The sequence below is a fragment of the Mesorhizobium sp. CO1-1-7 genome (assembly GCF_020164885.1).
Lineage (GTDB): Bacteria > Pseudomonadota > Alphaproteobacteria > Rhizobiales > Rhizobiaceae > Mesorhizobium > Mesorhizobium australicum.
The window spans coordinates 17,187-41,605 of record NZ_JAIUHA010000005.1; the positions used below are offsets into that span (position 1 = coordinate 17,187).

The 24,419-nt window shown below is 62.5% G+C and carries 26 protein-coding genes and 1 pseudogene; 10 read left to right on the forward strand and 17 right to left on the reverse strand.

Annotation, left to right across the window (positions count from 1 at the left end; all coding sequences use genetic code 11):
* Positions 1–114: 114 nt before the first annotated feature.
* The 4 genes from thrC to LB516_RS11725 are packed head-to-tail and all read left to right on the forward strand — an operon-like array spanning position 115 to position 6,320.
* Positions 115–1,512: a threonine synthase gene (thrC, locus tag LB516_RS11710; RefSeq protein WP_224719594.1), complete on the forward strand. Its 1,398-nt coding sequence runs from the start codon at positions 115–117 to the stop codon at positions 1,510–1,512.
* A 14-nt stretch (positions 1,513–1,526) separates the two neighbouring features.
* On the forward strand, positions 1,527–2,819 hold the full coding sequence (locus LB516_RS11715) for a M16 family metallopeptidase (protein ID WP_140617280.1): 1,293 nt from the start codon (positions 1,527–1,529) through the stop codon (positions 2,817–2,819).
* 12 nt (positions 2,820–2,831) lie between these two features.
* Complete coding sequence (locus LB516_RS11720; RefSeq protein WP_140661409.1) at positions 2,832–3,428, forward strand: GNAT family N-acetyltransferase; 597 nt, start codon at positions 2,832–2,834, stop codon at positions 3,426–3,428.
* 3 nt (positions 3,429–3,431) lie between these two features.
* Positions 3,432–6,320 (forward strand): EAL domain-containing protein, encoded by a 2,889-nt coding sequence (locus LB516_RS11725; protein ID WP_140617282.1) that lies wholly within the window; start codon positions 3,432–3,434, stop codon positions 6,318–6,320.
* A 49-nt stretch (positions 6,321–6,369) separates the two neighbouring features.
* Here LB516_RS11725 and LB516_RS11730 read toward each other — a convergent pair whose 3' ends face one another.
* Positions 6,370–7,260, reverse strand: a complete 891-nt coding sequence (locus LB516_RS11730; RefSeq protein ID WP_224719595.1) for a LysR family transcriptional regulator — start codon at positions 7,258–7,260, stop codon at positions 6,370–6,372.
* Positions 7,261–7,358: 98 nt separating this feature from the next.
* On the opposite strand from LB516_RS11730, the gene LB516_RS11735 reads away from it, so the two are divergent.
* Positions 7,359–8,150 carry an MBL fold metallo-hydrolase gene (locus tag LB516_RS11735; protein WP_224719596.1) on the forward strand — a complete coding sequence of 264 codons (792 nt, stop codon included), beginning with the start codon at positions 7,359–7,361 and terminating at the stop codon, positions 8,148–8,150.
* A gap of 153 nt (positions 8,151–8,303) precedes the next feature.
* Here LB516_RS11735 and LB516_RS11740 read toward each other — a convergent pair whose 3' ends face one another.
* A complete protein-coding gene (locus LB516_RS11740) occupies positions 8,304–8,912 on the reverse strand; it encodes a YqgE/AlgH family protein (protein WP_015318780.1) in 609 nt (202 codons plus the stop codon).
* A gap of 172 nt (positions 8,913–9,084) precedes the next feature.
* Here LB516_RS11740 and LB516_RS11745 point away from each other — a divergent pair, with 172 nt between their 5' ends.
* From LB516_RS11745 to LB516_RS11755, 3 genes are all read left to right on the forward strand, one after another.
* On the forward strand, positions 9,085–9,891 hold the full coding sequence (locus LB516_RS11745; RefSeq protein ID WP_140791893.1) for a protein-disulfide reductase DsbD domain-containing protein: 807 nt from the start codon (positions 9,085–9,087) through the stop codon (positions 9,889–9,891).
* 78 nt (positions 9,892–9,969) lie between these two features.
* Positions 9,970–10,452, forward strand: a complete 483-nt coding sequence (locus tag LB516_RS11750; RefSeq protein ID WP_015318782.1) for a peroxiredoxin — start codon at positions 9,970–9,972, stop codon at positions 10,450–10,452.
* 93 nt (positions 10,453–10,545) lie between these two features.
* Positions 10,546–11,022: a DUF2938 domain-containing protein gene (locus LB516_RS11755; protein ID WP_140714989.1), complete on the forward strand. Its 477-nt coding sequence runs from the start codon at positions 10,546–10,548 to the stop codon at positions 11,020–11,022.
* A 4-nt stretch (positions 11,023–11,026) separates the two neighbouring features.
* Here the strand turns inward: LB516_RS11755 and LB516_RS11760 are convergent, their stop codons facing one another.
* The 15 genes and pseudogenes from LB516_RS11760 to coxB all read right to left on the reverse strand — a co-directional run bounded on the left by LB516_RS11760 (position 11,027) and on the right by coxB (position 21,693).
* Positions 11,027–11,338 (reverse strand): type II toxin-antitoxin system RelE/ParE family toxin, encoded by a 312-nt coding sequence (locus tag LB516_RS11760; protein ID WP_224719597.1) that lies wholly within the window; start codon positions 11,336–11,338, stop codon positions 11,027–11,029.
* A complete protein-coding gene (locus LB516_RS11765; protein WP_224719598.1) occupies positions 11,328–11,609 on the reverse strand; it encodes a type II toxin-antitoxin system ParD family antitoxin in 282 nt (93 codons plus the stop codon). The genes LB516_RS11760 and LB516_RS11765 overlap by 11 nt, the downstream gene beginning before the upstream one ends.
* Positions 11,610–11,731: 122 nt before the next feature.
* Positions 11,732–12,310: a histidine phosphatase family protein gene (locus LB516_RS11770; protein ID WP_224719599.1), complete on the reverse strand. Its 579-nt coding sequence runs from the start codon at positions 12,308–12,310 to the stop codon at positions 11,732–11,734.
* A 44-nt stretch (positions 12,311–12,354) separates the two neighbouring features.
* On the reverse strand, positions 12,355–12,888 hold the full coding sequence (gene rnhA, locus LB516_RS11775) for a ribonuclease HI (protein WP_015318787.1): 534 nt from the start codon (positions 12,886–12,888) through the stop codon (positions 12,355–12,357).
* Positions 12,885–13,862 (reverse strand): homoserine kinase, encoded by a 978-nt coding sequence (locus LB516_RS11780; RefSeq protein ID WP_224719600.1) that lies wholly within the window; start codon positions 13,860–13,862, stop codon positions 12,885–12,887. The genes rnhA and LB516_RS11780 overlap by 4 nt, the downstream gene beginning before the upstream one ends.
* A 6-nt stretch (positions 13,863–13,868) precedes the next feature.
* A complete protein-coding gene (gene ispH / locus LB516_RS11785) occupies positions 13,869–14,879 on the reverse strand; it encodes a 4-hydroxy-3-methylbut-2-enyl diphosphate reductase (RefSeq protein ID WP_015318789.1) in 1,011 nt (336 codons plus the stop codon).
* 88 nt (positions 14,880–14,967) lie between these two features.
* Positions 14,968–15,723 (reverse strand): SURF1 family protein, encoded by a 756-nt coding sequence (locus LB516_RS11790; RefSeq protein WP_181172945.1) that lies wholly within the window; start codon positions 15,721–15,723, stop codon positions 14,968–14,970.
* Entirely contained in the window at positions 15,720–16,106 is a 387-nt protein-coding gene (locus LB516_RS11795) for a DUF983 domain-containing protein (RefSeq protein WP_015318791.1), read from the reverse strand. The genes LB516_RS11790 and LB516_RS11795 overlap by 4 nt, the downstream gene beginning before the upstream one ends.
* A gap of 21 nt (positions 16,107–16,127) precedes the next feature.
* Positions 16,128–16,246 (reverse strand): annotated as a pseudogene (locus LB516_RS29130) (L,D-transpeptidase family protein); the annotation flags it as partial.
* Between the two features lie 190 nt (positions 16,247–16,436).
* Positions 16,437–17,318 (reverse strand): cytochrome c oxidase subunit 3, encoded by an 882-nt coding sequence (locus tag LB516_RS11800; RefSeq protein WP_015318792.1) that lies wholly within the window; start codon positions 17,316–17,318, stop codon positions 16,437–16,439.
* A gap of 1 nt (position 17,319) precedes the next feature.
* Complete coding sequence (locus LB516_RS11805) at positions 17,320–17,952, reverse strand: cytochrome c oxidase assembly protein (RefSeq protein WP_224595871.1); 633 nt, start codon at positions 17,950–17,952, stop codon at positions 17,320–17,322.
* Complete coding sequence (locus tag LB516_RS11810) at positions 17,952–18,113, reverse strand: hypothetical protein (protein ID WP_015318794.1); 162 nt, start codon at positions 18,111–18,113, stop codon at positions 17,952–17,954. Before LB516_RS11810 ends, LB516_RS11805 begins: the two co-directional genes overlap by 1 nt.
* 2 nt (positions 18,114–18,115) lie before the next feature.
* On the reverse strand, positions 18,116–19,060 hold the full coding sequence (locus LB516_RS11815) for a heme o synthase (RefSeq protein ID WP_224719601.1): 945 nt from the start codon (positions 19,058–19,060) through the stop codon (positions 18,116–18,118).
* Positions 19,061–19,135: 75 nt separating this feature from the next.
* The gene (gene ctaD / locus LB516_RS11820; protein WP_015318796.1) at positions 19,136–20,788 is read right to left on the reverse strand and encodes a cytochrome c oxidase subunit I; all 1,653 of its coding nucleotides are present in this window, start codon (positions 20,786–20,788) and stop codon (positions 19,136–19,138) included.
* Between the two features lie 38 nt (positions 20,789–20,826).
* Entirely contained in the window at positions 20,827–21,693 is an 867-nt protein-coding gene (coxB, locus tag LB516_RS11825) for a cytochrome c oxidase subunit II (protein ID WP_015318797.1), read from the reverse strand.
* Positions 21,694–22,071: 378 nt separating this feature from the next.
* On the opposite strand from coxB, the gene LB516_RS11830 reads away from it, so the two are divergent.
* Together LB516_RS11830 and tldD are read left to right on the forward strand one after the other, a co-directional pair.
* Entirely contained in the window at positions 22,072–22,632 is a 561-nt protein-coding gene (locus tag LB516_RS11830) for an invasion associated locus B family protein (RefSeq protein WP_015318798.1), read from the forward strand.
* A gap of 173 nt (positions 22,633–22,805) precedes the next feature.
* A complete protein-coding gene (gene tldD, locus LB516_RS11835) occupies positions 22,806–24,218 on the forward strand; it encodes a metalloprotease TldD (RefSeq protein ID WP_140724820.1) in 1,413 nt (470 codons plus the stop codon).
* Positions 24,219–24,419 lie beyond the last annotated feature (201 nt).

Genomic DNA, 24,419 nt, shown 5'->3' on the forward strand with positions numbered 1-24,419 from the left:
TCTCGCAAAGCTGGTGACGTATATCAACCGCGCGGCAAAAATGCGACTAGAGCCGGTGCAGAAATTAACCACCTTGTGGTGAACGGAAAAACAGGCGGCAAACGGATCTGTGACATGCATTATGTGAGCACCCGCGGTGAAGCGCCCGCGCTTGGATTTTCCGACGCCATCCTGGCGGGCCTGGCGCGCGATGGCGGCCTCTACGTGCCGCGCGAATGGCCGCATTTCTCGCCATCCGAGATCCGAGCCATGCGCGGCCTCGCCTATCCCGACCTGGCCATACGCGTGCTGATGCCGTTCCTGGGCGGCGAGATCGCCGCGCCGGTCTTCGAGCGCCTGGTCCGCGAAGCCTATGCCACCTTCCGCCATGAGGCCGTCTGCCCGCTGGTGCAGACCGGCGCCAACACTTTTGTCCTCGAACTCTTTCATGGTCCGACACTGGCGTTCAAGGACGTGGCGATGCAGTTGCTTGCCCGGCTGATGGACCATGTGCTTGCCGAACGCGACCAGCACGCCACCATCGTCGGCGCCACGTCGGGCGATACCGGTGGCGCGGCCATAGACGCCTTTGCCGGGCGCAGCCGCACCGACATCTTCATCCTTTTTCCGCATGGTCGCGTCTCGCCGGTGCAGCAGCGGCAGATGACGACGTCGAAGGCTGAAAATGTCCATGCGCTGGCGATCGAGGGCAATTTCGACGACTGCCAGGGCCTGCTGAAGGACATGTTCAACGATCACGGCTTCCGCGACCAGGTGTCGCTGTCGGGGGTCAATTCGATCAACTGGGCACGCATCATGGCCCAGATCGTCTATTATTTCTCCTCGGCATTGTCGCTCGGCGCGCCGGATAGGCCGGTCTCCTTCACCGTGCCGACCGGGAATTTCGGCGATATCTTCGCCGGCTACGCCGCCAAGAAGATGGGCCTGCCGATCGACCGGCTGGTCATCGCCACCAACGACAACGACATATTGGCACGCACCTTCGCGACCGGCGAATACCGGACCAAAGGGGTCTTTGCGACCACCTCGCCGTCGATGGACATTCAGGTTTCGTCGAACTTCGAACGCCTGCTTTTCGAGGCGTCAAACCGCGACCCCGCAACGGTGCGGCGCTACATGGCCGGCCTCAAACAATCGGGCGCCTTCACCATCGAAGCCGCGGAAATCGCCGGTATGCGAACCGAATTCGACGCCGGCCGCGCCGATATGGACGAGGTCGCCGCCACCATCCGCTCGACGCTGGCAAACAGCAACTACCTGCTCGATCCACATACGGCGGCAGCCATGCATGTGGCGGCGGCCAGGGCTGCGGGCGCCGTGCCGATGGTGGTGCTCGGCACCGCCCATCCGGCGAAATTCCCGGCCGCCGTCGAAGCCGCCAGCGGTGTCTCGCCCGCCCTGCCCGCATGGCTAGGGGGATTGATGACATTCGAGGAAAAATACACGGTACTTCCATCCGACCTCAAAATGGTGGAAGATTACGTCAGTCGCCGCGCGCGGGCGGCGCGTTAGGGAGTACGAGCCATATGGGTGTTGAGGTAAGCCGTCTGTCGAACGGCCTGACAGTCGCCACCGAAACCCTTCCAAGTATCGAATCGGTTGCCTTGGGTGCCTGGGTCAAGTCGGGTGCCCGCAATGAACGCGAAGACGAGCACGGCATGGCCCATCTGCTCGAGCACATGGCGTTCAAGGGGACGAAGCGGCGAAGCGCCTTCGAGATCGCCTCGGAAATCGAGGACGTCGGCGGCGAGATCAATGCGGCCACCAGCGTCGAGACCACGTCCTACTACGCCAGGGTGCTCTCCGACGATGTGCCGCTGGCCGTCGACATCCTGTCCGACATTCTGCAGGAGTCCGAATTCGACCCGCAGGAACTTGAGCGCGAGCAGCACGTCATCCTGCAGGAGATCGGCGCCGCGCACGACACGCCCGACGACATCGTCTTCGACCGTTTCACCGAGACGGCCTTTCGCCACCAGACCATCGGCCGCTCGATCCTGGGTACGCCCGAAACGGTAAAATCCTTCACCTCCAAGCAGTTGCACGATTTCATCGAACGCCAGTATGGCGCCGAGCGCATGGTGATCGTGGCCGCAGGCGACATCAAGCACGACAAGTTCGTGCGCGAGGTCGAAAACCGGCTCGGCGGTTTCCGCAGCAAGGCCGACAGCACCATTCCGCAATACGCGCAATATGTCGGCGGCGACTTCCGCGAGGACCGCGACCTGATGGACGCGCAGATCGTGCTGGGCTTCGAGGGCCGCGCCTACCATGTGCGGGATTTCTACGCCTCGCAGGTGCTGTCGATGATCCTCGGCGGCGGCATGTCATCGCGTCTGTTCCAGGAGGTCCGCGAAAAACGCGGCCTCTGTTACTCGGTCTACGCCTTCCACTGGGGCTTTTCCGATACGGGCATATTCGGCGTTCACGCCGCGACGGGCCAAAGCGACATCGCCAAGCTGGTGCCTGTCATCATCGACGAGTTGCAGAAGGCCGGCGAGAGCATCCTGCAGGAAGAGCTCGACCGTGCGCGCGCCCAATATCGGGCCGGCCTGATCATGTCGGCCGAAAGCCCGGCCAGCCGCGCCTCGCAGATCGCGCGGCAACTACTCCTTTTCGGCAGGCCGATCGCGAAGGAAGAGCTGATGGAGCGCCTGGCGGCGCTGACGATCGAGCGCCTTACCGACCTGTCGTCGCGGATGTTCTCGACCAAGCCGACGCTTACCGCTGTCGGGCCCGTGGGTACGCTGGCACCATACGAGGCGATCCTCGATTCGCTTCCGGGCACGCAGACCACGGCCCGCAGGCTCGCCGTCTAAGTCCCAAGCGCCGTGTTCGCGCTCCCTTTCTTTCGCCGTGACCTGCCGGCACTGAAGGGCAACCTCGTCACGCTGCGCGTGCCGTTCACCAACGACTACCGCGAGTGGTCGGCGGTGCGCGGCGAAAGCCGGGCGTTCCTGGAGCCATGGGAGCCGCGCTGGACCCCGGACGAACTCGACCGCACGGCATGGCGCCTGCGCATCAGCCGCTATCGCGAGGACTACGCACAGGGAACCGCGATCGCCTTCTTCATCTTCGAGAAGTCGAGCGGCAAGCTCGCGGGCGGCATCACGCTCGGCAACATACGCCACGGCGTCTCGCAAAGCGGCCATGTCGGCTACTGGATCGGCGAGCGCTTCGGCGGCCGCGGCCTGATGACAGACGCGGTCAAGGTGGTGGCCCGCTTCGCCTTCGATACGCTGAGGTTGCACCGGATCGAAGCCGCCTGTATTCCCGACAATATCAGGTCGATCCGCGTGCTTGAAAAAGCCGGATTCCGGCGCGAAGGACTTCTGCGATCCTATCTCAGGATCAACGGCATCTGGCAGGATCACTACCTCTACGCCCGGATCGCCGACGATCCGCCGGGCGCTGGAACGAAGGACTGATTTTTGACGAATTCCCTGCGAAACGGGCCGCTGTTCGCCTTTCTTCTGGCGACGATGCTGACGCTGTGCGCGGCTTCGTCGGCCTTTGCCGTAGAACCCATCAAGATCGCCCGTGACGATGTCGCGCTCGATCTTTCGCGCGCCGTCGAAATCTACCGCAACCAGGGTGAGAACTTCCAGGTGTCGACCGCGCCCGGGCCGGACGGCATCGTGCGGCGGATCGAGGTCGAAGCCAACGATGCCCGCTCGACCGGCGACTGGGCTGTCTTCGCGCTCGCCAACACCACCGACCAGCAACTCGATCGGCTGATCGTGGCGCCGCACTTCCGGCTGGTCAATTCCGGCATCTTCTGGCCGGATCTGGGTTCTACCCGCATCGCCGCCATCACGCCCAGCGAAGGCTTCGCGCTCGACCGCCAGACCAGCCCCGACGCCGACGTGTTCCGGGTGACGCTGAATCCCGGCACGGTGATCACCTTCATCGCCGAACTCGCCTCGCCGAAGCTGCCGCAGGTCTACCTCTGGGATCCGGAATCCTACAAGGATTCGGTCAATTCCTATACGCTGTTTCGCGGCATCGTCATCGGCATCGCCGGCCTTCTGGCGCTGTTCCTGACCATCCTGTTCGTGGTCAAGGGGACGTCGATGTTCCCGGCGACGGCGGCCCTCGCCTGGGCGGTGCTTGCCTATATCTGTGTCGATTTCGGCTTCCTCAACAAGGTCATCGAGATCTCGCCCGGCAACGAGCAGATGTGGCGGGCCGGCACCGAGGTGGCGCTGGCAGCGACCTTCGTGGTGTTCCTGTTTGCCTATCTCAACCTCAACCGATGGCACGGCCATTTCAGCTACGGCGCCCTGGTCTGGATTCTGGGGCTGCTGCTGATCGCCGGCGTCGCAATCGTCGATCCGGCGGTCGCCGCCGGCATCGCCCGCATCTCGTTTGCCGCGACCGCACTGACCGGGCTCGGCTTGATCATCTTCCTCGGTATTCGTGGCTATGACCGAGCGATCATGCTGGTGCCCAGCTGGGTCATGGTGCTGTTGTGGTTATGCGGATCGTGGATGGCGATCACCGGCATGCTCGATAACGACATCGCCCAGCCGGCACTTGGCGGCGGCTTGATCCTCATCATCCTGCTGATCGGCTTCACCGTCATGCAGCACGCCTTTGCTGGCGGTGCGCTGCATCAGGGGCTGTTCTCCGACCTCGAGCGGCAGGCGCTGGCGGTCGCGGGATCGGGCGATACGGTGTGGGATTGGGACGTGCTGCGCGACCGCGTGGTGACCAAACCCGACGTCAGCATCCAGCTCGGCCTTGCGCCCAACAGCCTGGGTGGTGCCGCCCGCAACTGGCTGCCGGTGTTGCATGCCGACGACCGCGACACATTCCGCACCACGCTCGATGTGGTGCTGGAACATCGCCGCGGCCGGGTGTCGCAGAATTTCCGCCTGCGTGGCGCCGATGGGCACTATCACTGGTTTGCCCTGCGCGCGCGACCCGTCATCGGATCGGACGGCGAGGTGATCCGCTGCGTCGGTACCATGGTCGACGTCACCGAACAGAAGAAATCCGAGGAACGGCTGCTGCACGACGCCGTGCACGACAATCTGACCGGCCTGCCAAACCGCGAATTGTTCATGAACCGGCTGGAGGCGATCATTTCGATCGCCCGCACCGAAGAGAAGGTGCGGCCGACCGTCTTCGTCATCGATATCGACCGCTTCAAGCAGGTCAATGACGGGCTCGGCATTTCGGCCGGCGACACCATCCTGCTCACCATAGCGCGCCGCCTGCACCGGCTGCTCAAGCCGAAGGATTCGCTGTCGCGCTTCGCCGGCGACCAGTTCGCCCTGATGCTTTTGTCCGAGCAGGACCCTGCCCGCATCGCCGGCGTGGCCGATGCGATCAAGCATGCGATCAACAATCCGATCACCTTTGCCAAGCGCGAGATCGTGCTGACCGCCTCGATCGGCCTGATCACCTGGACCTCGGCGCAAACCTCGGCCGAGGACATGGTCAAGGACGCCGAGCTCGCCATGCACCAGGCCAAGCGCTTCGGCGGCGACAGGATCGAGCCGTTCCGCCCGGCGTTCCGCACCGTCGGCACCGATCGCCTGCAGTTCGAATCCGATCTGCGGCGCGCCATCGAGCGGCGCGAATTCACGCTGGCCTACCAGCCGATCGTTCGGCTCGAGGATGGCAGCGTCGCCGGCTTCGAGGCCCTGCTGCGCTGGGACCATCCGCGCCGCGGCATGATCCCGCCGGCCGATTTCATTCCGGTCGCGGAAAGCTGCGGGCTGATCGTGCAACTTGGGCTGTTTGCCATGCAGCAGGCGGCTGAGGATCTGGCAGGATGGCAAAAGCAGATCGGCGACGCGCCGCTGTCGGTGTCGGTCAACCTGTCCAGCCGCCAGCTCATCCGCCGCGACCTGGTCAGCGACGTGCGTTCCGTGATCGCGCGCGCCAATTTGAAGCCGCGCTGCTTCCGGCTCGAACTGACCGAGTCGCTGGTCATGGACAATCCCGAGCAGACGGCCCATGTGCTGACCAAGCTCAAGCAGCTCGGCATCGGCCTGTCGCTGGACGATTTCGGCACCGGCTATTCATCGCTCGCCTATCTGACGCGGTTCCCGTTCGACACCATCAAGATCGACAAGAGCTTCGTCGACGACAGCACGCCAAAACGCGCGGTGTTGCTCAAATCCATGGTCAACATGGCGCATGAGCTCGGCCTTTCGGTGGTCGCCGAGGGCATATCGGACGAGCGCGATGCGTTGGAGCTGCGCCAGATGGGATGCGAATATGTCCAGAGCTTCATGTTCGGCGCGCCGATGCCAGGCGACCAGGTGCTGAAGACGCTGAAGGAGCAGTATCCGCTCACGCAAGCCTAATGCATGTCGTCCGGAAGTGTCCTCGGTTCCGGAACAACGACATGCGTCACTATTGTTGCGAGAGTCGCAGCGCATTGACCAATGCTGACAGCGCCGCTGGCTGAAGCTGACGACTGGGATAATACAGGAAAAAGCCTGGGATTGGCGGCGTCCATTCCTCCAGGACGCGGACAAGCCGTCGCTCCGCGATATCCTCCGCGACTTGCTCTTCATAGGCGAGACCGAGACCAACGCCGGCGAGCGCCGCCTGAATCACCAGGTGAGTATCGTCGATTATGAGCGAGCCGCTGGCGTTGATCGTGACCGACTTTCTCGCACGCTCGAACTCCCACCGAGATGGACCACCTGGAAGACGCAGGGCTATGCATTGATGATCCTTGAGATCCCTCGGCTTTTGGGGGATTCTTCGTGATGAGAAATAACCAGGCGATCCCACCACAGCCAGCCGCAACTCCGGCGTGACGCGTACCGCGATCAGGTCTTTCTGAATATATTCGCCGAGCTGGATACCGGCATCGAACTCGCCGGCAACGAGGTCTACAGGGCCTGTCGTGGTGACAACGTCGAGAACGATATCGGGGTAGGCCTGCGCGAATGCCGCGAGCCGTGGCAGCAGCACCATTACGGCGGCCGAGCGTGACATCACAATTCGAAGGCGCCCCGCAGGGCGCCGCGTGAGGCTTCGCGCTCCGTCAAGGGCAGCAGCGATTTGCTCAAGCGCCGGAGACAGGTCTTTCAAGAGAGCGGCCCCTGCGGCTGTTGGCGCGACGCTCTTCGTCGTTCGAGCCAAAAGCCGTAGCTCGAGCCGCTGCTCGAGCCCACGGATAGTGTGGCTCAGCGCAGATTGAGACACGCCTAGTTTTGCCGCGGCTCGTGTAAAGCTTCGTTCCCGGGCGACCATCGCGAACGCGGCGAGTTCGTTCAGTTCGTTTCTCATCATTCATGAATATCACTCATGAGGCCTTGCTGTGCAACGGGCCTATCCTCATAGGTGACTCTGTCCTAGCTTTGATCGGCAACGGCAGATTGAGGTACTCTATGATCGTAACGTTCCGCAGCGATAACGTCCTCGGCTGTACCGCCGGCGCCTGGCGGGTCTGGTCGCTCTCGGACGGCTATATTGAGATGCCGGCGGACCTTCTGCGCGATCCGCGCGACAAACCGGTGCCGCAAGTCGCGCAGGCAGGGGCGCTCCGCCTGTCCGTCAATTGCTTTGCCCTCGCAGGTCCAGGCGTTGACGGCATTCTGATCGACAGTGGAGGAGGCGGCTGGGCCTCAACAACAGGACGCCTCGATCAAACCCTGGTCGAAGCCAGCATCGATCCTGCCTCGATCACGGTCTTGGCGCTCACCCATGCCCACCAGGATCATGTGTACGGGCTTTTGACTCCGGACGACCGGGGGCTCTTTCCGAATTTGAAAGCGATCGTAATTGCCGAGGAGGCTGTCGAGAGCTTTCTCGCCGAAACAAACCTTGCGCGGTTCAGATCCTTGTTGAAGCCCGTGCGGAATGGCGACCAGGTCGCCGAGCGATTGAGAGCAGTTGCCCTGCCGGGTCATGCTCCCGGTCACATCGGCTACGCATTCGACACGGACGAGGCCCGCTTCCTGTTCTTCGGGGACATCGTTCATGTGCCGGCCTTGCAGTTTGGCAATCCTGCGTTGAGTTGGGGTTATGACGACGACCAGGCGATCGCACGCGCAACGCGCCAGAAAGTTTTCCGCGACGCGGCCGAGGCCGGAACATGGATCGCCGGAGCGCACCTTGGCTGGCCGGGCGTCGGCCGCGTGATGCGTGAGGACGGAGCGTACGGCTATGAGCCGGCATAGCGGATAACAAGCCGGACACGCGGTTTCGTCTGTTTACGCAATTCCAAGCCTGAACAGCTCTCGCGCACCGCCATGGGATGAGATTGCGCTAACGGCGCAGCGTTCCGGCTGCGCCTTACCTGGCGAACGGGCCCTGGCCGGCAAAGACGAGGCTCAAGCGTGCCCGGCGGCCAGGCTGAGATGGGCGAGATCGATGCCGATGGAGGCGAGAATCCGGTCGTATTTGCGTTCGATGTCGGCATCGAACAGCAATTCCGGCGTCGCCGGGCAGGTCAACCAGCCGTTCTCAGCGATCTCGGTTTCCAACTGGCCGGCGCCCCAGCCGGAATAACCGAGCGCCATGAGCGCGCGGCGCGGCCCGCGCCCTGACGATATCGCCCGCAGTATGTCGACGGTCGCGGTCAGGCAGATGTCGTCGGAAACGGTGAGCGAGGAATCCACACGGTAGTCGCCCGAATGCAGGACGAAGCCCCGGCTGCGGTCGACAGGCCCGCCATTGCGCACGACGAAATCGCGCGCCTGTGCCGGCAGGCGGATCGCCTCCTGCTCGTTCATGATGCCAAGCTGTACCAGAAGGTCCGGGAACAGCATCTGCTGCGTCTGGTTGATGATCAGGCCCATCGCGCCTTCATCGCTATGGGCGCAGATGTAGATGACCGAGCGCGTGAAACGGTCGTCCTTCATACCAGGCATGGCAATCAGGAACTGATCGTCGAGAAAGCCGCGGCCGGCGGCTGTCTTTTTGTGGCGCAACAAATCCATGCCAGGGAAGGTAACGCGTTTCCCCGGCGCCGAAAAGATGCGCCGTAGCGGATTCGACCAAAGCTCATATTGCGAGTCCGGCCTTGGCTTGCCCGCAAAGGTCACGCAAATATGATATCAGCACGGCCATGAAATCATTGCGCGGCCACGAAGGGACGATCAAATCACCGCCATGCAAAGCTTGAAAATCCTGTTGCTCGGCGCCGCCATTGGATTGGCGGCCGCCCTCCCCGCCAGCGCCTCCTCATCCGCCTGGTACAACAGCGAAGGCGGCAAGGTGCGGCTGGTGACATCCGGCAAGCCGGACGACGCTGGCCGCATACACGGTGTTCTCGATATCGCGCTCAAACCCGGCTGGAAGACTTATTGGCGCGACCCGGGCGATGCAGGTGTGCCGCCGCAGCTCGACGTCTCGGCCAGCACCAATATAACCGATGCGACACTGTCTTTTCCCGCGCCGCAGCGCCACGATGATGGCTATGGCAAATGGGCCGGTTACAATTATCCGGTTTCCTTGCCCGTGACGTTCACGCTGGCGACGCCGAACCAGCCAGCGGTCATCGATGCCGACGTCTTTCTCGGCATTTGTGAATCCATCTGCATCCCCGTGCAGACACGGCTTAGCGTCGACCCCGCTTCCGATCCCGATAATGCCGACGACGCGGCGTTGGTGAAGGCGAGTTTCACCGCACTGCCGGCGGCGGCAAAGCCTGACTTCGGCATCAAGGTGCTGCCCGGCGATCACGAGACGCTGGTTGTCGAGGCAAGTTTTCCTGGCGATCCGCAAGCAGCGGATTTCTTCGTTGCCGGCGAGCGCGACTATATGTTCGGCACACCTTCCCGCTCGGAAAAGGACGGCAAGCTGATCTTCACCGTGCCGATCCTCGATCGCCCCTCGACGACGCCGACCGACGGCGGGCTTCACTACACGTTGACGAGTTCGGCGGGCGCGGTCGAAGGGTTGCTGCCTTTCCCTTGAAGACGCCGCGATGGTTGCAGGAAGCCGCCGAGTTCGTTACGCAAGCACGCGTCTTTCCCCATCCCAAGCGAGGAATTCATGACCATCTCCGTTGGCGACAAGCTGCCCGAGGCGACCTTCAAGACCATGACCGCGGACGGCGCCAAGCCGATCACGTCGGCCGAGATTTTTCCGGGCAAGAAAGTGGTGCTGTTCGGCGTTCCCGGCGCCTTCACGCCGACCTGCAGCAACAACCACCTGCCCGGCTATCTCGAGAACCATGACGCGATCCTGGCGCGCGGCGTCGACACCATCGCCGTCGTTTCGGTCAACGACGTCCACGTCATGGGCGCCTGGGCGCGCTTCACCGGCGGCGAAGGCAAGATCCTGTTCCTCGCCGACGGCAATGGCGATTTCGCCAAGGCGGTCGGCCTCGACGCCGACTATTCCGGTGGCGGCATGGGCCTGCGCTCGAAGCGGTTTTCGATGATTATCGACGACGGCAAGGTTACCGCGCTCAATGTCGAGACCAAACCCGGCGTCGACGAGTCCGGCGCGGCTCATATTCTCGGCCAGCTCTGAACTTCGACGGCCAATCACGCGAGGCCGCAATGGCCGGCCTCGCGTGACAAGCAGCCGCGCTCCAGAATTGCCGGTTTTCGGGGGGATCCTACGATGTTTGACATCTTCTGGCGCGCTGTCGCGATCGGCGTCGGCGCGACCGTCCTGATGGATCTCTGGGCCTTCTTCCTGCACAAGGCGTTCGGCCAGCCACGCCCGAACTGGGGGCCGGTCGGGCGCTGGGTCTGGCACCTCCGCGACAAGGTGTTTCACGACGATGTCGGCGATGCGGCGCCCTACGCGTATGAACAGGCGCTGGGCTGGGCCTTCCATTACTTCGTCGGCATCGCCTACGGCATAATCCTGGTGATGCTGGCGGGCGCGGGCTGGCTGGCCGCGCCGACCTTCCTGCCGGCCTTCATCCTCGGCATCGTTACCGTCGGCGCCGGCTGGTTCCTGCTGGCGCCAGGCATGGGCGCCGGTTGGGCGGCCTCGAAGCGGCCGAATCCGATGCGGGTCCGCGCCCTCAATCTGGTCTCGCACACGGTGTTCGCGCTCGGGCTCTACGGTACGGCGCTGCTGATCCGGTAGACAGCTAGAACAGACTGTTCAGATCCCGCCGCCCGTCGACCACACGGACGATTTCAACCCACTCCACTGGGCCATCGTCCGTGTTTGAAATCGTTTCGTAGAGCAGTACAAAAGGCGCCTCCACCAGCATTCGTGCGGAAGGCCTGATATCCGGTCGCCTGACACCCATGCGCGGCTGGTCTGCCAGCTGCATGGCCCGCGCTTCTAACTGATCGTAGTAACGATCGGCCGCCCGTATGTTTTCGCTGCCTATCGTCACGTAGATGTCGATGAGGTCAGCCTTGGCCGCGGGTGACCAGACTAGCCTAACGGCCATTCCGCGAGGCTTCCGTCAGCTCTCGCCGAGCTTCCTTTCGCAACACGTCGAAATCCACAGGCTCCGGTCTCCCGCTTGCCTTGCCTTCATCCCACAACCGTCTCAGCCGACGAACATCGTCATGCCGCAGTTCGCGCTTGGCCAGCCAATCCCGCATCGCTTCACGCACGATCTCGCTTGCAGTGGCATACTCGCCCGCCTCCACGGCCTCGCGCATCAGAGTTGCCTGTTGTGGGGTCACAGCCACGCTCATTTTTTCAACATTCGCCACGCTGCGTCCTCTCTTGCATTGCTCGATAGTGGGAAATATTACTCCCATCCATATCCTCGAGCAACTGCGATGTCGCGAGAAGAGCCTGTCCTTGCGCTACGAGTACGGCTGCGGTACGCCGATCAAGACAGCCTGTCGATCGGTCGCCATCCATGAATAATTTGGCGCGTGTGGGTGTTGAAGGCGAAATAGTTGCCGCCGCCCGCCAGCTGATCGGCTTCGCGGCTGATTTGTCTGCCGCTGAGCGACAGCAGCAGGAGCGTACCGACACCGCCATGTCCGACAAGGGCGATGTTGCCGGCGCCGCCGGCACCGAGGACGGCCTCGACCTCGCTCACGATGCGCTGCTGTGCGTCGATGGCCCGCTCCCAGCCACGAATGCTTTCGTGCGGATTGGCGAAGAACCGGTCGGCGACCGCCTCGAACTCCGGAGGCGGCAGGAAACCCGTCGCCGACCGGTCGTTCTCATGCATCCGTTCCCTCACCTGCACCGCAAGGTCGAGGTGCCGCCCGAGCACCTCGGCGGTTTCAACGGCCTTGCGTTCGCCCGACGACACCACACGCCCGATCGATGCGATCCACGGCTGGTTCAGCATTGCATGCGCCCTGGCACGACCGATGTCGGATAGACCCCAATCCGGCACGGGCACGCTGGCGTCGATCTGAACCTGAGGATGGGTGATGTAATAGGCGATCGGCATAACAGAAATTCTCCTGTCGGCCGGGCGCAGCGAATGCCAGAAGCTCAATAGCTCTGGGTCGAACGACGCGCCTTCGGGGCCAGCGGCTGCTTTGCCTGGACATCCGGCTTTGGCGCCGACACTACCGGCCTGAAAGGCCCTTTCTTGAACGGCGCCATGCCTTCCCTAGCCAGCTCGTCGGCGCGCTCGTTCTCGATGTGGCCGGCATGGCCCTTCACCCAGTTCCAGGTGACCTTGTGGCGCCGGTTGGCCTCGTCCAGCGCCTGCCAGAGTTCGCCGTTCTTGACCGGCTTCTTGTCGGCGGTCTTCCAGCCATTCTTCTTCCAGCCATGGATCCATTTGGAAATTCCGTCCATGACGTATTTGCTGTCGGTATGAAGCTCGACCGTGCAAGGCTCCTTCAACGCATTCAGCGCCGAAATGGCCGCCAGCAATTCCATGCGGTTGTTGGTGGTTTCGGCCTCGCCGCCGAAGAGTTCCTTGGTGGTGCCGTTGAAGCGCAGGATGGCGCCCCAGCCGCCGGGGCCGGGATTGCCCGAACAGGCGCCATCGGTAAAGATTTCAACCTGCTTGCTCATGACACCCCGTTTTCGGCCAATCCATATTCCGAAGGAAATCTGATCGCCCGGTGGAACCGCATCCTTCGGATATATTCGGACGGGTCGCGTTTCATCACCAGTCCGCCATCGGGGACGGTCAGCCAGTCGTAAAGCCGGGTCAGCATGAAGCGTAGCGCCGAACCGCGCGCCAGCATCGGCAGCGCCGCTTTCTCGTCATCGCTCAGGGGGCGCACGCTTTGATAACCGGCAAGCAGTGCCTTGCCCTTGGTAAGGTTGAAGGAAAAATCCTTCTCGAAACACCAGGCGTTGAGGCAGGTGGCGACATCATAGGCATAGAGATCGTCACAGGCGAAATAGAAATCGATCAGCCCCGAAAGCTTCTCGCCCAGGAAAAAGACATTGTCCGGGAACAGATCGGCATGAATGATGCCCTCGGGGAGGCCCTTGGGCCAGTGCCGCTCGAAATCGGCAAAGTCGGCATCGACCTCGGCCGCAAGGCCCGGCTCGACCTCGTCGGCGCGGCCGCGAGACGCATCCCAAAGCTTGCGCCAGCCGTCGAGGGCGAGCGCGTTCGGACGCGTCATCGGAAAGTCGGCGCCGGCCAGGTGCAGCGCCGCCAGCGCCTTGCCGACCTCGGCGCAATGCGTTGCGGCCGGTCGCCGCAGCGAAAGTCCTTCGAGGAAGGTGATGATCACGGCCGGCCGGCCGGCCAGCGTGCCGATGACGCTGCCGTCATGCGCGGTCACCGGCAGCGGGCAGGACACCCCCTTGCTGGCGAGATGGCCCATTAGCCCGAGGAAAAACGGCAAATCCGCCTTCTCGACCCGCTTTTCATAGAGCGTCAGGATGTAGGAGCCGCTCGAGGTGTGCAGCAGAAAGTTCGAATTCTCGGTGCCTTCGGCGATGCCCTTGTAGGATAGGAGATCGCCGACCGGGTAGTGCTTCAGGAAAGCGCCGAGTTCGCCCTCCGCAACGTCGGTATAGACCGCCATGGCCGTTCACGCGGTCCCATTGACGAAGGCCATGTCGGCCGGCGTCAGTTCGACATCGCGCAGTACCCGCATGACCGGAAAATCCTCTGTTTCGGTGGCCGTGACGGCCAGGTCGATGGTGACGTCGAAACGCTGGCGGAACGCGTCGATGATCTCGTCGACGATGATCTCCGGCGCCGATGCTCCCGCCGACAGGCCGAGCGTCGAAATGGTGCCGATGTCATTCCACGGAATTTCAGCGGCGCGCTGCACGAGAAGCGACATCGAGGCACCTGCCCGTTCCGCAACTTCGACAAGGCGGCGCGAATTCGAGGAATTGGGGGCGCCGACGATCAGATAGAGGTCAGCACCCGGGGCGGTGTCCTTGACCGCTTCCTGGCGGTTGGTGGTGGCGTAGCAGATCGATTCCGCCGCCGGCGCCTGCAGGTCCGGAAAGCGCTCCTGCAACGCGCGGATGATGCCGGCGGTATCCTCGACCGAGAGCGTGGTCTGGGTGACGAAACCAAGTGCTTTTGGATCGGCCGGTACAAGCCGGGCTGCGTCGGCTTCGGTCTCGATCAGCGTTACCGCGCCTTCCGGCAACTGCCCCATTGTGCCGATCACCTCGGGGTGCCCGGCATGACCGATCAACAGCACATGGCGGCCAAGCCGCTGGTGACGCATTGCCTGCTTGTGGACCTTGGAGACCAGCGGACAGGTTGCGTCGAGATAGAACAGGTTGCGCGCCTGCGCATCCGCCGGCACGGACTTGGGCACACCGTGCGCGGAGAAGACGACCGGCGACTGCCGATGTTCGGCCGGGATTTCGGAAAGTTCCTCTATGAAGACGGCCCCAAGGCTCTGCAGCCCCTCGACGACATAGCGGTTGTGGACGATTTCGTGGCGGACATAGACCGGGGCGCCATATTTTTTCAGCGCCAGCACGACGATCTGGATGGCACGGTCGACGCCCGCGCAAAAACCGCGCGGCTGGCAGAGCCGGATCGTCAGAGGAGGCTTGGCGATTGTGTGAAGCATCAAATCCTGCCGGTTGGTCAGCGCCGAAATGAGGTGCCTACCCCTGCCCTGTCAAGGGTGTCGGTGGAAAGAGAGGCGTCGCTTGCGTTCATTCCTCTTTCGCGGGCCGGCGAAGCCGGAGGACAAGCACCGCGGCGAGTGCCGCGGCAAGCCCGTACCAGGTGACGGCATATTGCAGATGGCTGTTCGGAAGGTCGATGATGGTGACACCCCCGACCGGAAGGCCGCCGGGATTTGGCGTCTTGTCGGCATCGATGAAGATCGGCACCAAGGTGAACCCAGCCGGCAGGCCGGCGCTCGCGGCCATGACGTCGCGGTCCTTCCAGTAGAAGATGTTCTTCCCCACATCATTGTCGGGAAGCATCATGGAGGGCTTTGCCGGCAGCGGGTTGCGGGCAAGCCCGGTGACCGTGACCCTGCCCGTTACCTGTCCCTTGGCGCGCTTCGCCGCATCCTTGAGGTCGTAGGGAACAAAGCCGCGGTTGATCAGGACGAAACGGCCATCGTCGAGGGCCAGCGGCGTATAGACATTGAAGCCGGCATCCCCTTCCCAGGTCGCGTAGAAATGCCGCTCGCCGGAATGCAGGAAAGTGCCGGTGACCGTGACCGGCGTGTAGTCGACGTCGCCGGTCGAGGCGAATTCCTTCTCGACCTCGGAAAGCGGTCGTGGCGCCGAATGGGTGCGCTGGTCGATGGTCTGCAGCAGGCCTTCCTTCCAGTGCAGGCGCTGGACCTGCCAGGTGCCCAGCGCCAGCAGAATCAAGAACAGCACAAGGCCAAGGACGAACAACAGTGCCGATCGTGGTCGCGAATGGCCGCGGTCCTTCAGAGACGCTTCGCTCATTCGCCGCGATCCAGCCGACCCTCGGCTGCTTTGTTGCTGTATTGCAGGGTGAGCAGCACGCCCTTGATCAGCCGAAGCGCCGTGAGACACAGCACCAGGGCGAGTGGGATCCATATCAGCAGATGCAGCCAGAGCGGCGGGCTCAGCGTCACTTCCACCCAGAGCGCCAGACCGACGATGATGAAGCCGATGATCAGGATGACGAACACGGCCGGTCCATCGCCGGCATCGGCGTAGGAATAGTCGAGGCCGCAATTGACGCAGCGCTTGCCGACGGTGAGAAAGCCGGAAAACAGCCGCCCCTCGCCGCAACGCGGGCAGCGGCCGTGCAGGCCGGCCGAAATCGGATCGATCGGAGGCCAGATCGCCTTGTCTTCACTCATGCGTAGTGCCGTCATTCATGGCTATTGCTCGATCTCGATCGGCGTCCCATCGGCCACGATCGCCCAGATTTGTCCATATCGGACTCCGTAACCCCAATGCAGCCATCGGTCCAGTCGACCAATTGAAGCAGCCAGCCCCACTAGCTGAAGCCGCTTCGCCTCCTCGACGCGCAAGACCTTCTCGGGCAAGAGCCGGAATGCCAAGACGATAAAATGCGCAAATTGAAGTCAGCCGCATCTTTCATCGATTGGCGATCCTTGCGCCGAAAAGAAGAAAGGCGGCCACGTCGCCGCGGCCGCCTTCCCGAAATTGAAACTCAAAAGGCTGGATCAGTGGCCTTCGATCACCGCGCCGACCGATCCCCAGACGTAGATCGAGGCGAACAGGAACAGCCAGACCACGTCAACGAAGTGCCAATACCAGGCGGCCGCCTCGAAGCCGAAATGCTGCTTGGGGGTGAAGTCGCCCTTCATCGCCCGGATCAGGCAGACCAGCAGGAAGATGGTGCCGATGATGACATGGAAGCCATGGAAGCCGGTCGCCATGAAGAAGGTGGCGCCGTAGATGGAATCCTTGAAGCCGAACGGCGCGTGCATGTACTCGTAAGCCTGCACCATGGTGAACAGCATGCCAAGCCCGACGGTCAGCACCAAGCCGTTGATCAGGCCCTTGCGGTCGCCATGGATGAGCGAGTGGTGCGCCCAGGTGACCGTGGTGCCCGACAGCAGCAGGATGATGGTGTTGTAGAGCGGCAAATGGAAGGGATCGAGAACCTCCATGCCCTTCGGCGGCCAGACACCACCGGTAAACGTGTGGCGGGCATAGTTCTGCACCTCACCGGCAAAAAGGCTGGCATCGAAATAGGCCCAGAACCAGGCAACGAAGAACATCACCTCCGAGGCGATGAACATGATCATGCCGTAGCGCAGGTGCAGCGACACGACGCGCGTATGGTGGCCTTCATGCGCTTCCTTGATCGTGTCCGACCACCAGGCGAACATGGTGTACAGCACGATCACAATGCCGATGAAGAACAGCCACGGATTGGCGATGTTGACGCCGAAGATCGGGAAGGAGCCGCCTTTCAGGTATTCCATGAGGCAGACACCGCCAAAAGCGGTGACAAGCGCCCCTACCGATCCCAGGAAGGGCCATGGGCTCGGGTCGACGAGATGGTAGTCATGGTGTGGTTTTGCGTGCGCGTCTGCCATATCAACCCCCGAGATTTCCTTCGGTATCTGAAACTGTCTTGCTATTGCCCTGGGCCGGCCCGGACGACGCCACCGGCTTGGTCTTCTCGACCGGGAACATCGTATAGGACAGGGTGATCGTCCTCACGTCCTTCAATTCCGGCACATTCACGATGTCGGGGTCCACATAGAACAGGACCGGCATGTCCAGCGTCTCGCCCGGCTTCAGCGTCGTATCGGTGAAGCAGAAGCATTCGACCTTGTTGAAGTACGGACCCGCCAGTTCCGGCTGCACGTTGAAGGTTGCGCGGCCGGTGACGGGGCGATCGAACTTGTTGGTCGCCTGATAATGCGCCTGGACGGTCTGCCCGATCTTCATGGTCATCGAGCGCTGGACCGGCTGGAACTCCCATGGCACGCCGGCGATGTTGGCGTCGAAACGAACGGTGATCTCGCGATCGAGCACGCGGCCGGCATATTGCTTCTCGGCACGTTGCGTCGTGCCGCCATAGCCGGTCGCCTGGCAAAACATCTTGTAGAGCGGCACGGCTGCATAGGCCATGCCGATCATGCCGGTGAAGAAAGCAAGGCAGACAACCGCGACAACGCGGTTGCCGGTCTTGCCTACCGTCTTCTTGGACGTCTCGGCGCTCATCACATCGAGCCCGACAAATTGTGGCCGAACTTCACGATTGTCGCGATGTAGAAGATCACGACCAGCACCGCCAGCGCCACGCCGATGGCGATGGAACGGCTGCGCTGGGCCTTCTTCTGGCGATCGGTCAAGGTGACCGTTTCGAGTTCTTTCTCGGCCATGGTCATGCCCCACCCATGGCAAGCGCGCGTTCGACGACACTGTCAGCCAGATAGGCGGCGAAAATTGCGAAGAGATGGAGCAGCGAATAGGCGAACAGGGCCTTAGCCGGCTTCATGACGCGGTCATCGTCGGCCATGCCAAGCACTTTCCAGGCATACCAGACGAAACCAGCCCCCAACAGCAAGGCGGCCACGCCGTAGAACGGCGTCGTGTAGCCGAGCAGCCAGGGCAGCACGCCGACCGGGGCCAGCACCAGCGCGTAGGCGAAAATCTGACGGCGGGTCGATGCATGGCCGGCGACGTTGGGCATCATCGGGATGCCGGCGCGGCCATAGTCCTCGGACTTGAACAGCGCGAGCGCCCAGAAATGCGGCGGCGTCCACAGGAAAATGATCAGGAACAGGATGATGCTTTCGAGACTGACCGACCCGGTCACCGCGGCCCAGCCGATGACCGGTGGGATGGCGCCCGCTGCACCGCCAATGACAATGTTCTGCGGTGTCGAGCGTTTCAGCCACATCGTGTAGACCACGGCATAGAAGAAGATGGTGAAGGCCAGCAGCGTCGCCGACAACCAGTTGACCAACACGCCGAGCGTCATCACCGACAGCACCGACAACACCAAGCCGAAGCTCAGCGCCTCGTGCGGCTGGATCCGGCCGGAAGGCACCGGGCGGCTGGCGGTCCTGGTCATCACCGCGTCGATGTCGGCGTCGTACCACATGTTGAGCGCGCCAGAGGCGCCGGCCCCAATCGCAATGGCCAGGATGGCGATCACCGCCAGCAGCGGATTGATGGTCATCGGTGCCGCGACCAGTCCGACAAAGGCGGTGAACACCACCAGCGACATGACGCGCGGCTTCAGCAGGGCGAAGAAATCGCCCGCCGTAGCTTCCGACATACGGAAGCCCGCTTCGTCAATGCTGGTTTTGTCGACTAGGGCCATGCGTACTCAAGTCCATCATTCCGTTGGCCAAAACCGCCGGCGGGCCGGCGGTTTTGTATTCGAGCGGGAGCCGCCTTATTTGATCTTCGGCAGCTGCTCCCACTGGTGGAACGGCGGCGGCGAAGGCAGCTGCCATTCGAGCGTGGTAGCACCCTCACCCCACGGGTTGGCGCCGGCGATCCGCTTCTTCTGGAAGGCTTCGAACACGCCATAGAGGAAGATCACCACACCGACGGCCGAAATATACGAACCGTAGGACGAAACCATGTTCCAGCCCGCAAACGCGTCAGGATAGTCGATGGTGCGGCGCGGCATACCGGCGAGGCCGAGGAAATGCTGCGGGAAAAAGATCAGGTTCACGCCGACGAACATGACCCAAAAATGGGTGTTGGCGATGACGGGCGAGTACATGTAGCCGGTCATCTTCGGGAACCAGTAGTACCAGCCGGCGAAGATGGCGAACACCGCGCCCAGCGACAGTACGTAGTGGAAGTGGGCAATGACGAAATAGGTGTCATGCAGCGACCGGTCGAGGCCGGCATTGGCCAGCTGGACACCGGTGACGCCACCGATGGTGAACAGGAAGATGAAGCCCAGCGCCCACAGCATCGGCGGCTTGAACGAGATCGATCCGCCCCACATGGTTGCGATCCAGGAAAAGATCTTCACGCCTGTCGGCACCGCGATGACCATGGTGGCGAAGACGAAGTAGCGCTGCGTATCGAGCGACAGGCCCGTCGTATACATATGGTGCGCCCAGACGATGAAGCCGACCGCGCCGATCGCGACCATGGCGTAGGCCATCCCGAGATAACCGAATACCGGCTTCCTCGAGAAGGTCGAGACGATATGGCTGATGATGCCGAAGCCCGGCAAGATCAGGATGTAGACTTCCGGGTGACCGAAGAACCAGAACAGGTGCTGGAACAGGATCGGGTCACCACCACCGTCAGGCGCGAAGAAGGTCGTGCCGAAGTTGCGGTCGGTGAGCAGCATGGTGATGCCGCCGGCCAGAACTGGGAGGGACAGCAGAAGCAGGAAGGCGGTGACCAGCACCGACCAGGCAAACAGCGGCATCTTGTGCAGGGTCATGCCTGGCGCGCGCATGTTGAAGATGGTGGTGATGAAGTTGATGGCACCGAGGATCGAGGAGGCGCCGGCGATGTGGATCGACAGGATCGCCAGATCCATCGCCGGACCAGGCTGGCCCGAAGTCGAAAGCGGCGGATAGAGCGTCCAGCCGCCGCCCACGCCAAAGGCGCCAGGCGCACTCGGCACGAACATTGAGGTGAGCAACAGGATGAAGGCCGGCGGCAGCAGCCAGAATGAGATGTTGTTCATGCGCGGGAATGCCATATCGGGAGCACCGATCATGATCGGCACCATCCAGTTGGCGAAACCGCCGATCAGGGCCGGCATGACCATGAAGAAAATCATGATCAGCGCGTGCGCGGTGGCAAACGCATTGTACATGCTCTTGCCGCCGTCGATCGCGGCGTCGCCGTTCATGCCATAGACCATCTGCGCAAGACCGCTGAAGATCTGGATGCCAGGCTCCTGCAGCTCCATGCGGATGGCGACCGAAAGCGCGCCGCCGATTATGCCGGCCATGATCGCGAAGATCAGGTAGAGCGTACCGATATCCTTGTGGTTGGTCGAATAAACCCAGCGCACCCAGCCATGATACGGCTTGTGGTCGTGCCCGTCGTGAGCTGCAGCGTCTGCCATGTTCCGCTCCGTTCCCTAAATCTTGCTAACCCGCGACATCAGTTGCCGGCGGCCGCTACCTTGTTCTGGCCATCGACCTCGGCCATGAGCGTCTTGTTGGCACCTGGCAGATCGGTCTTGGCCGCGGCCAGCCAGGTCTTGAACTGCGTGTCCGACACCACACGAACGGCGATCGGCATGAAGGCATGGTCCTTGCCGCAGAGCTGCGAGCACTGACCGTAATAGAGGCCTTCTTTCTCCGCCTTGAACCAGGTCTCGTTGGTGCGGCCGGGAACGGCGTCGATCTTGATGCCGAAAGACGGCACGGCAAAGGAATGGATCACGTCGGTCGCGGTGACAAGCACACGGGTCATCGTGTTGACCGGCACGACCAGCTCGTTGTCGACGGCGAGCAGGCGCGGATAGACCGCGCGATCCTCCTTGCCGGCCTTGGCACGATCGCCATCCTGAAGGATGGCCGAATTGAAGGCGAGCGTGTTGTCGGTCTGGTATTCGTAATCCCAGTTCCACTGGTTGCCGGTTGCCTTGACGGTCAGCTTCGCCTCTTCCGGCGGCGTATACTGGGCGGTCAGGAGTTGGAACGAGGGGATGGCGAGGCAAAGCAGGATGACGACAGGGCCGATGGTCCAGATCACCTCGATCAGCGTGTTGTGGCTGGTCTTGGACGGGGTCGGATTGGCGCTCGCGCGGAATTTGACGATGCAGTAGATCAGCAGAAACAGCACAAGGACCGTGACCGGGATGATAAACCACATCGTGTAGTTTCCGAACCACTCGATCTGCCGCATCATGTCGGTCGCAGGCGCCTGGAAGCCGGTCTCCCACGGCCTGGGCTGGTCCGCATAAGCGGATCCGCAGGCGAGGAACGTGGCAGCAGCACCGGTGCTCGCTAGGAATTTTCTCATCGCCCTCTTCGTCTCCCAGTCTCTCGCCGGCTGTGCCCGCGAGAATAACCAACAATGCCGGGACGGGAATCCCGGACAGTCTCAAGCTGGTTCAAACCATACTCTTTTTCCCTCCGCAAGAAAGGAGCGGTCGAAACCGTGCGGCATTTTTGCGCGCAAGCTGACGTGGCTCTTCCGGGGCAATGGCCGTAGTGGCGAATCGCGTATGTTCGGCGGGCCGCACGCCTTGTGCCGGCGACACCCGCAAAGCGTCGTAATTCAGGCGAATTTGGCAAGGAAAAGCGCCGCATTGCCTTTTTAGGGACAGTTCGGCCACGGTCTCGTCCTTTACTTGGCATTGGCGCGGCTTAAAGTGCCGTGATTCGCAATGGAGCCGTCATGAACTCTTGGCTTTCGAGACTGAGGCATACGCGACTGGGCCTTTCGAGAACCTTGGCAAACGCCCTGTTTCTCGCGGTCCTGTGCGCGGCCGGTCTGTCCATCGCCGGCAACGCCAATGCTGCCCAGCCAAGCGGCACGGTGCGCTCGACGCATGGCGCATGGTCGATCATCTGCGACACGCCGGCCGGTGCCACCTCGGAACAATGCGTGATGATGCAGAACGTCGTCGCCGAGGATCGTCCGGAGATGGGGCTTTCGGTCGTCGTGCTGCGCACCGCCGACAACAAGGCCGAGATCTTGCGCGTGCTGGCGCCGCTCGGCGTGCTGTTGCCGAACGGCCTCGGGCTCAACGTCGACGGCAAGGACATTGGCCGCGCCTATTTCGTGCGCTGCTTCCAGGACGGCTGTTATGCCGAGGTCATTCTCGAAAAGCCGCTGCTCGACACGCTGAAGACCGGTACGTCGGCAACATTCATCGTTTTCCAGACCCCGGAAGAGGGTATCGGCATTCCCGTCGACCTCAAGGGTTTCGCCGAAGGCTTCGCCGCTCTGCCCTGATCGCGGCTTCGCGCTGAACCAGGCCTGGACGCGGCTTTTGCCGACCCCAGACGCATGCCTTGCGTTTAGCGAACGAAATCATTCGTCGGCGCCGATTCGTCATTGCCGATTGTGTGGGCGCGGCTTCACGCCTACATCGGGGGGAAAGCAAACATCCCACGGACGGACGCGCCATGAACAGCCTGATCGGCCAATTCGACATTTCAGACGACCGCATCAAGCAGATCGTCGCTGACACCATCAAGGGCGCCGACGACGGCGAGCTTTTCCTCGAATACAGCGAGAGCGAAGCGCTGATGTTCGACAATGGCAAGCTGAAGACCGCCAATTTCAACACCGACCAGGGCTTTGGCCTGCGGGCCGTCGCCGGCGAGGCCAGCGGCTACGCTCATTCCAGCGACCTGTCCGAGGCGTCGCTGCTGCGCGCGGCCGAAGCCGTCTCGACTGTCAAGGGTGGCTATTCCGGCACGCTTGCGGCAGCCCCCGCCCGTACCAACCGCCATCTCTACGGCGACGAGAACCCGATCCCCTCGCCTTCCTTCGAGGCCAAGGCGAAGCTGCTGCAAGAAATCGACGCCTGGCTGCGCGCCGAGGATCCACGCGTGCGCCAGGTAACGGCCTCGATCGCCGCATCCTGGCAGCATGTCGAGATCGTTCGTGCCGACGGCCAGATGGTGCGCGATATCAGGCCGATGGTCCGCGTCAACGTCTCGGTCGTCGTCGGCGACGGCGACCGCCAGGAAAGCGGCTCCTATGGCATGGGCGGGCGCAAGGCATTCGGCGAATTCCTGATCGAGGATAGTTGGAAGCACGCCGCCAGGGAGGCGCTCCGGCAAGCGGTGGTCAACCTGGAGGCAATCCCGGCCCCGGCAGGCACTTTCGACATCGTGCTATCCAATGGCTGGCCGGGCGTGATGCTGCACGAAGCCGTCGGTCATGGTCTTGAAGGCGATTTCAACCGCAAGAAGACGTCGGCGTTCGCCGGCCTGATGGGGCAGCAGGTGGCCGCCAAGGGGGTGACGGTCGTCGACGACGGCACCATCCCAGAGCGGCGCGGCTCACTCACCGTCGACGACGAAGGCACGCCTTCGGCCCGCAACGTCTTGATCGAGGACGGCAAACTGGTCGGCTACATGCAGGACCGGCAGAATGCCCGGCTGATGGGCATGAAAGCCACCGGCAATGGCCGGCGAGAAGGCTATGCGCACCAGCCGATGCCGCGCATGACCAACACTTACATGACCTCAGGCGACATGGAGCCGGACGAAATCATCGCCTCCGTCAAGAACGGCATCTACGCCGTCTCCTTCGGCGGTGGCCAGGTCGACATCACGTCGGGCAAATTCGTGTTCGGCTGCACCGAGGCCTACATGATCGAGAACGGCAAGGTGACGCAGCCGATCAAAGGCGCGATGCTGATCGGCAACGGGCCTGATGCCATGCACCGCGTCTCGATGGTCGGCAACGACATGAAGCTCGACAACGGCATCGGCATGTGCGGCAAGGCCGGCCAGGGCGTACCCGTCGGCGTCGGCCAGCCGCATCTCAGGATGAACCAGATGACGGTCGGCGGCACGCGGGTTTGAAACTCGGTGCCGTTCCGGTGTCATCGCCCGCCGTGACGTTTCCGGATGCAGGCGCCCTCCACCATGCCCATTGTGATCCTGACAGGGGCCGGCCTGACAGGGACCGGCTTTTCGGCGGCCGGGACCTTGAAGTGGACACAATCCACATTAACAAATTATTAGGTCTTTGACTGCCTGGGCTGCCTCTCACGCACGAACGCA

What these genes read in the sequence shown, in the direction of transcription:
- thrC (WP_224719594.1), top strand. Translation starts at nt 115, where the DNA reads ATGCATTATGTGAGCACCCGCGGTGAAGCGCCCGCGCTTGGATTTTCC.
- LB516_RS11715 (WP_140617280.1), top strand. Translation starts at nt 1,527, where the DNA reads ATGGGTGTTGAGGTAAGCCGTCTGTCGAACGGCCTGACAGTCGCCACC.
- LB516_RS11730 (WP_224719595.1), bottom strand. Translation starts at nt 7,260, where the DNA reads ATGATGAGAAACGAACTGAACGAACTCGCCGCGTTCGCGATGGTCGCC.
- LB516_RS11735 (WP_224719596.1), top strand. Translation starts at nt 7,359, where the DNA reads ATGATCGTAACGTTCCGCAGCGATAACGTCCTCGGCTGTACCGCCGGC.
- LB516_RS11740 (WP_015318780.1), bottom strand. Translation starts at nt 8,912, where the DNA reads ATGGATTTGTTGCGCCACAAAAAGACAGCCGCCGGCCGCGGCTTTCTC.
- LB516_RS11745 (WP_140791893.1), top strand. Translation starts at nt 9,085, where the DNA reads ATGCAAAGCTTGAAAATCCTGTTGCTCGGCGCCGCCATTGGATTGGCG.
- LB516_RS11750 (WP_015318782.1), top strand. Translation starts at nt 9,970, where the DNA reads ATGACCATCTCCGTTGGCGACAAGCTGCCCGAGGCGACCTTCAAGACC.
- LB516_RS11755 (WP_140714989.1), top strand. Translation starts at nt 10,546, where the DNA reads ATGTTTGACATCTTCTGGCGCGCTGTCGCGATCGGCGTCGGCGCGACC.
- LB516_RS11760 (WP_224719597.1), bottom strand. Translation starts at nt 11,338, where the DNA reads ATGGCCGTTAGGCTAGTCTGGTCACCCGCGGCCAAGGCTGACCTCATC.
- LB516_RS11770 (WP_224719599.1), bottom strand. Translation starts at nt 12,310, where the DNA reads ATGCCGATCGCCTATTACATCACCCATCCTCAGGTTCAGATCGACGCC.
- rnhA (WP_015318787.1), bottom strand. Translation starts at nt 12,888, where the DNA reads ATGAGCAAGCAGGTTGAAATCTTTACCGATGGCGCCTGTTCGGGCAAT.
- LB516_RS11780 (WP_224719600.1), bottom strand. Translation starts at nt 13,862, where the DNA reads ATGGCGGTCTATACCGACGTTGCGGAGGGCGAACTCGGCGCTTTCCTG.
- ispH (WP_015318789.1), bottom strand. Translation starts at nt 14,879, where the DNA reads ATGCTTCACACAATCGCCAAGCCTCCTCTGACGATCCGGCTCTGCCAG.
- LB516_RS11790 (WP_181172945.1), bottom strand. Translation starts at nt 15,723, where the DNA reads ATGAGCGAAGCGTCTCTGAAGGACCGCGGCCATTCGCGACCACGATCG.
- LB516_RS11795 (WP_015318791.1), bottom strand. Translation starts at nt 16,106, where the DNA reads ATGAGTGAAGACAAGGCGATCTGGCCTCCGATCGATCCGATTTCGGCC.
- LB516_RS11800 (WP_015318792.1), bottom strand. Translation starts at nt 17,318, where the DNA reads ATGGCAGACGCGCACGCAAAACCACACCATGACTACCATCTCGTCGAC.
- LB516_RS11805 (WP_224595871.1), bottom strand. Translation starts at nt 17,952, where the DNA reads ATGAGCGCCGAGACGTCCAAGAAGACGGTAGGCAAGACCGGCAACCGC.
- LB516_RS11810 (WP_015318794.1), bottom strand. Translation starts at nt 18,113, where the DNA reads ATGGCCGAGAAAGAACTCGAAACGGTCACCTTGACCGATCGCCAGAAG.
- LB516_RS11815 (WP_224719601.1), bottom strand. Translation starts at nt 19,060, where the DNA reads ATGGCCCTAGTCGACAAAACCAGCATTGACGAAGCGGGCTTCCGTATG.
- ctaD (WP_015318796.1), bottom strand. Translation starts at nt 20,788, where the DNA reads ATGGCAGACGCTGCAGCTCACGACGGGCACGACCACAAGCCGTATCAT.
- coxB (WP_015318797.1), bottom strand. Translation starts at nt 21,693, where the DNA reads ATGAGAAAATTCCTAGCGAGCACCGGTGCTGCTGCCACGTTCCTCGCC.
- LB516_RS11830 (WP_015318798.1), top strand. Translation starts at nt 22,072, where the DNA reads ATGAACTCTTGGCTTTCGAGACTGAGGCATACGCGACTGGGCCTTTCG.
- tldD (WP_140724820.1), top strand. Translation starts at nt 22,806, where the DNA reads ATGAACAGCCTGATCGGCCAATTCGACATTTCAGACGACCGCATCAAG.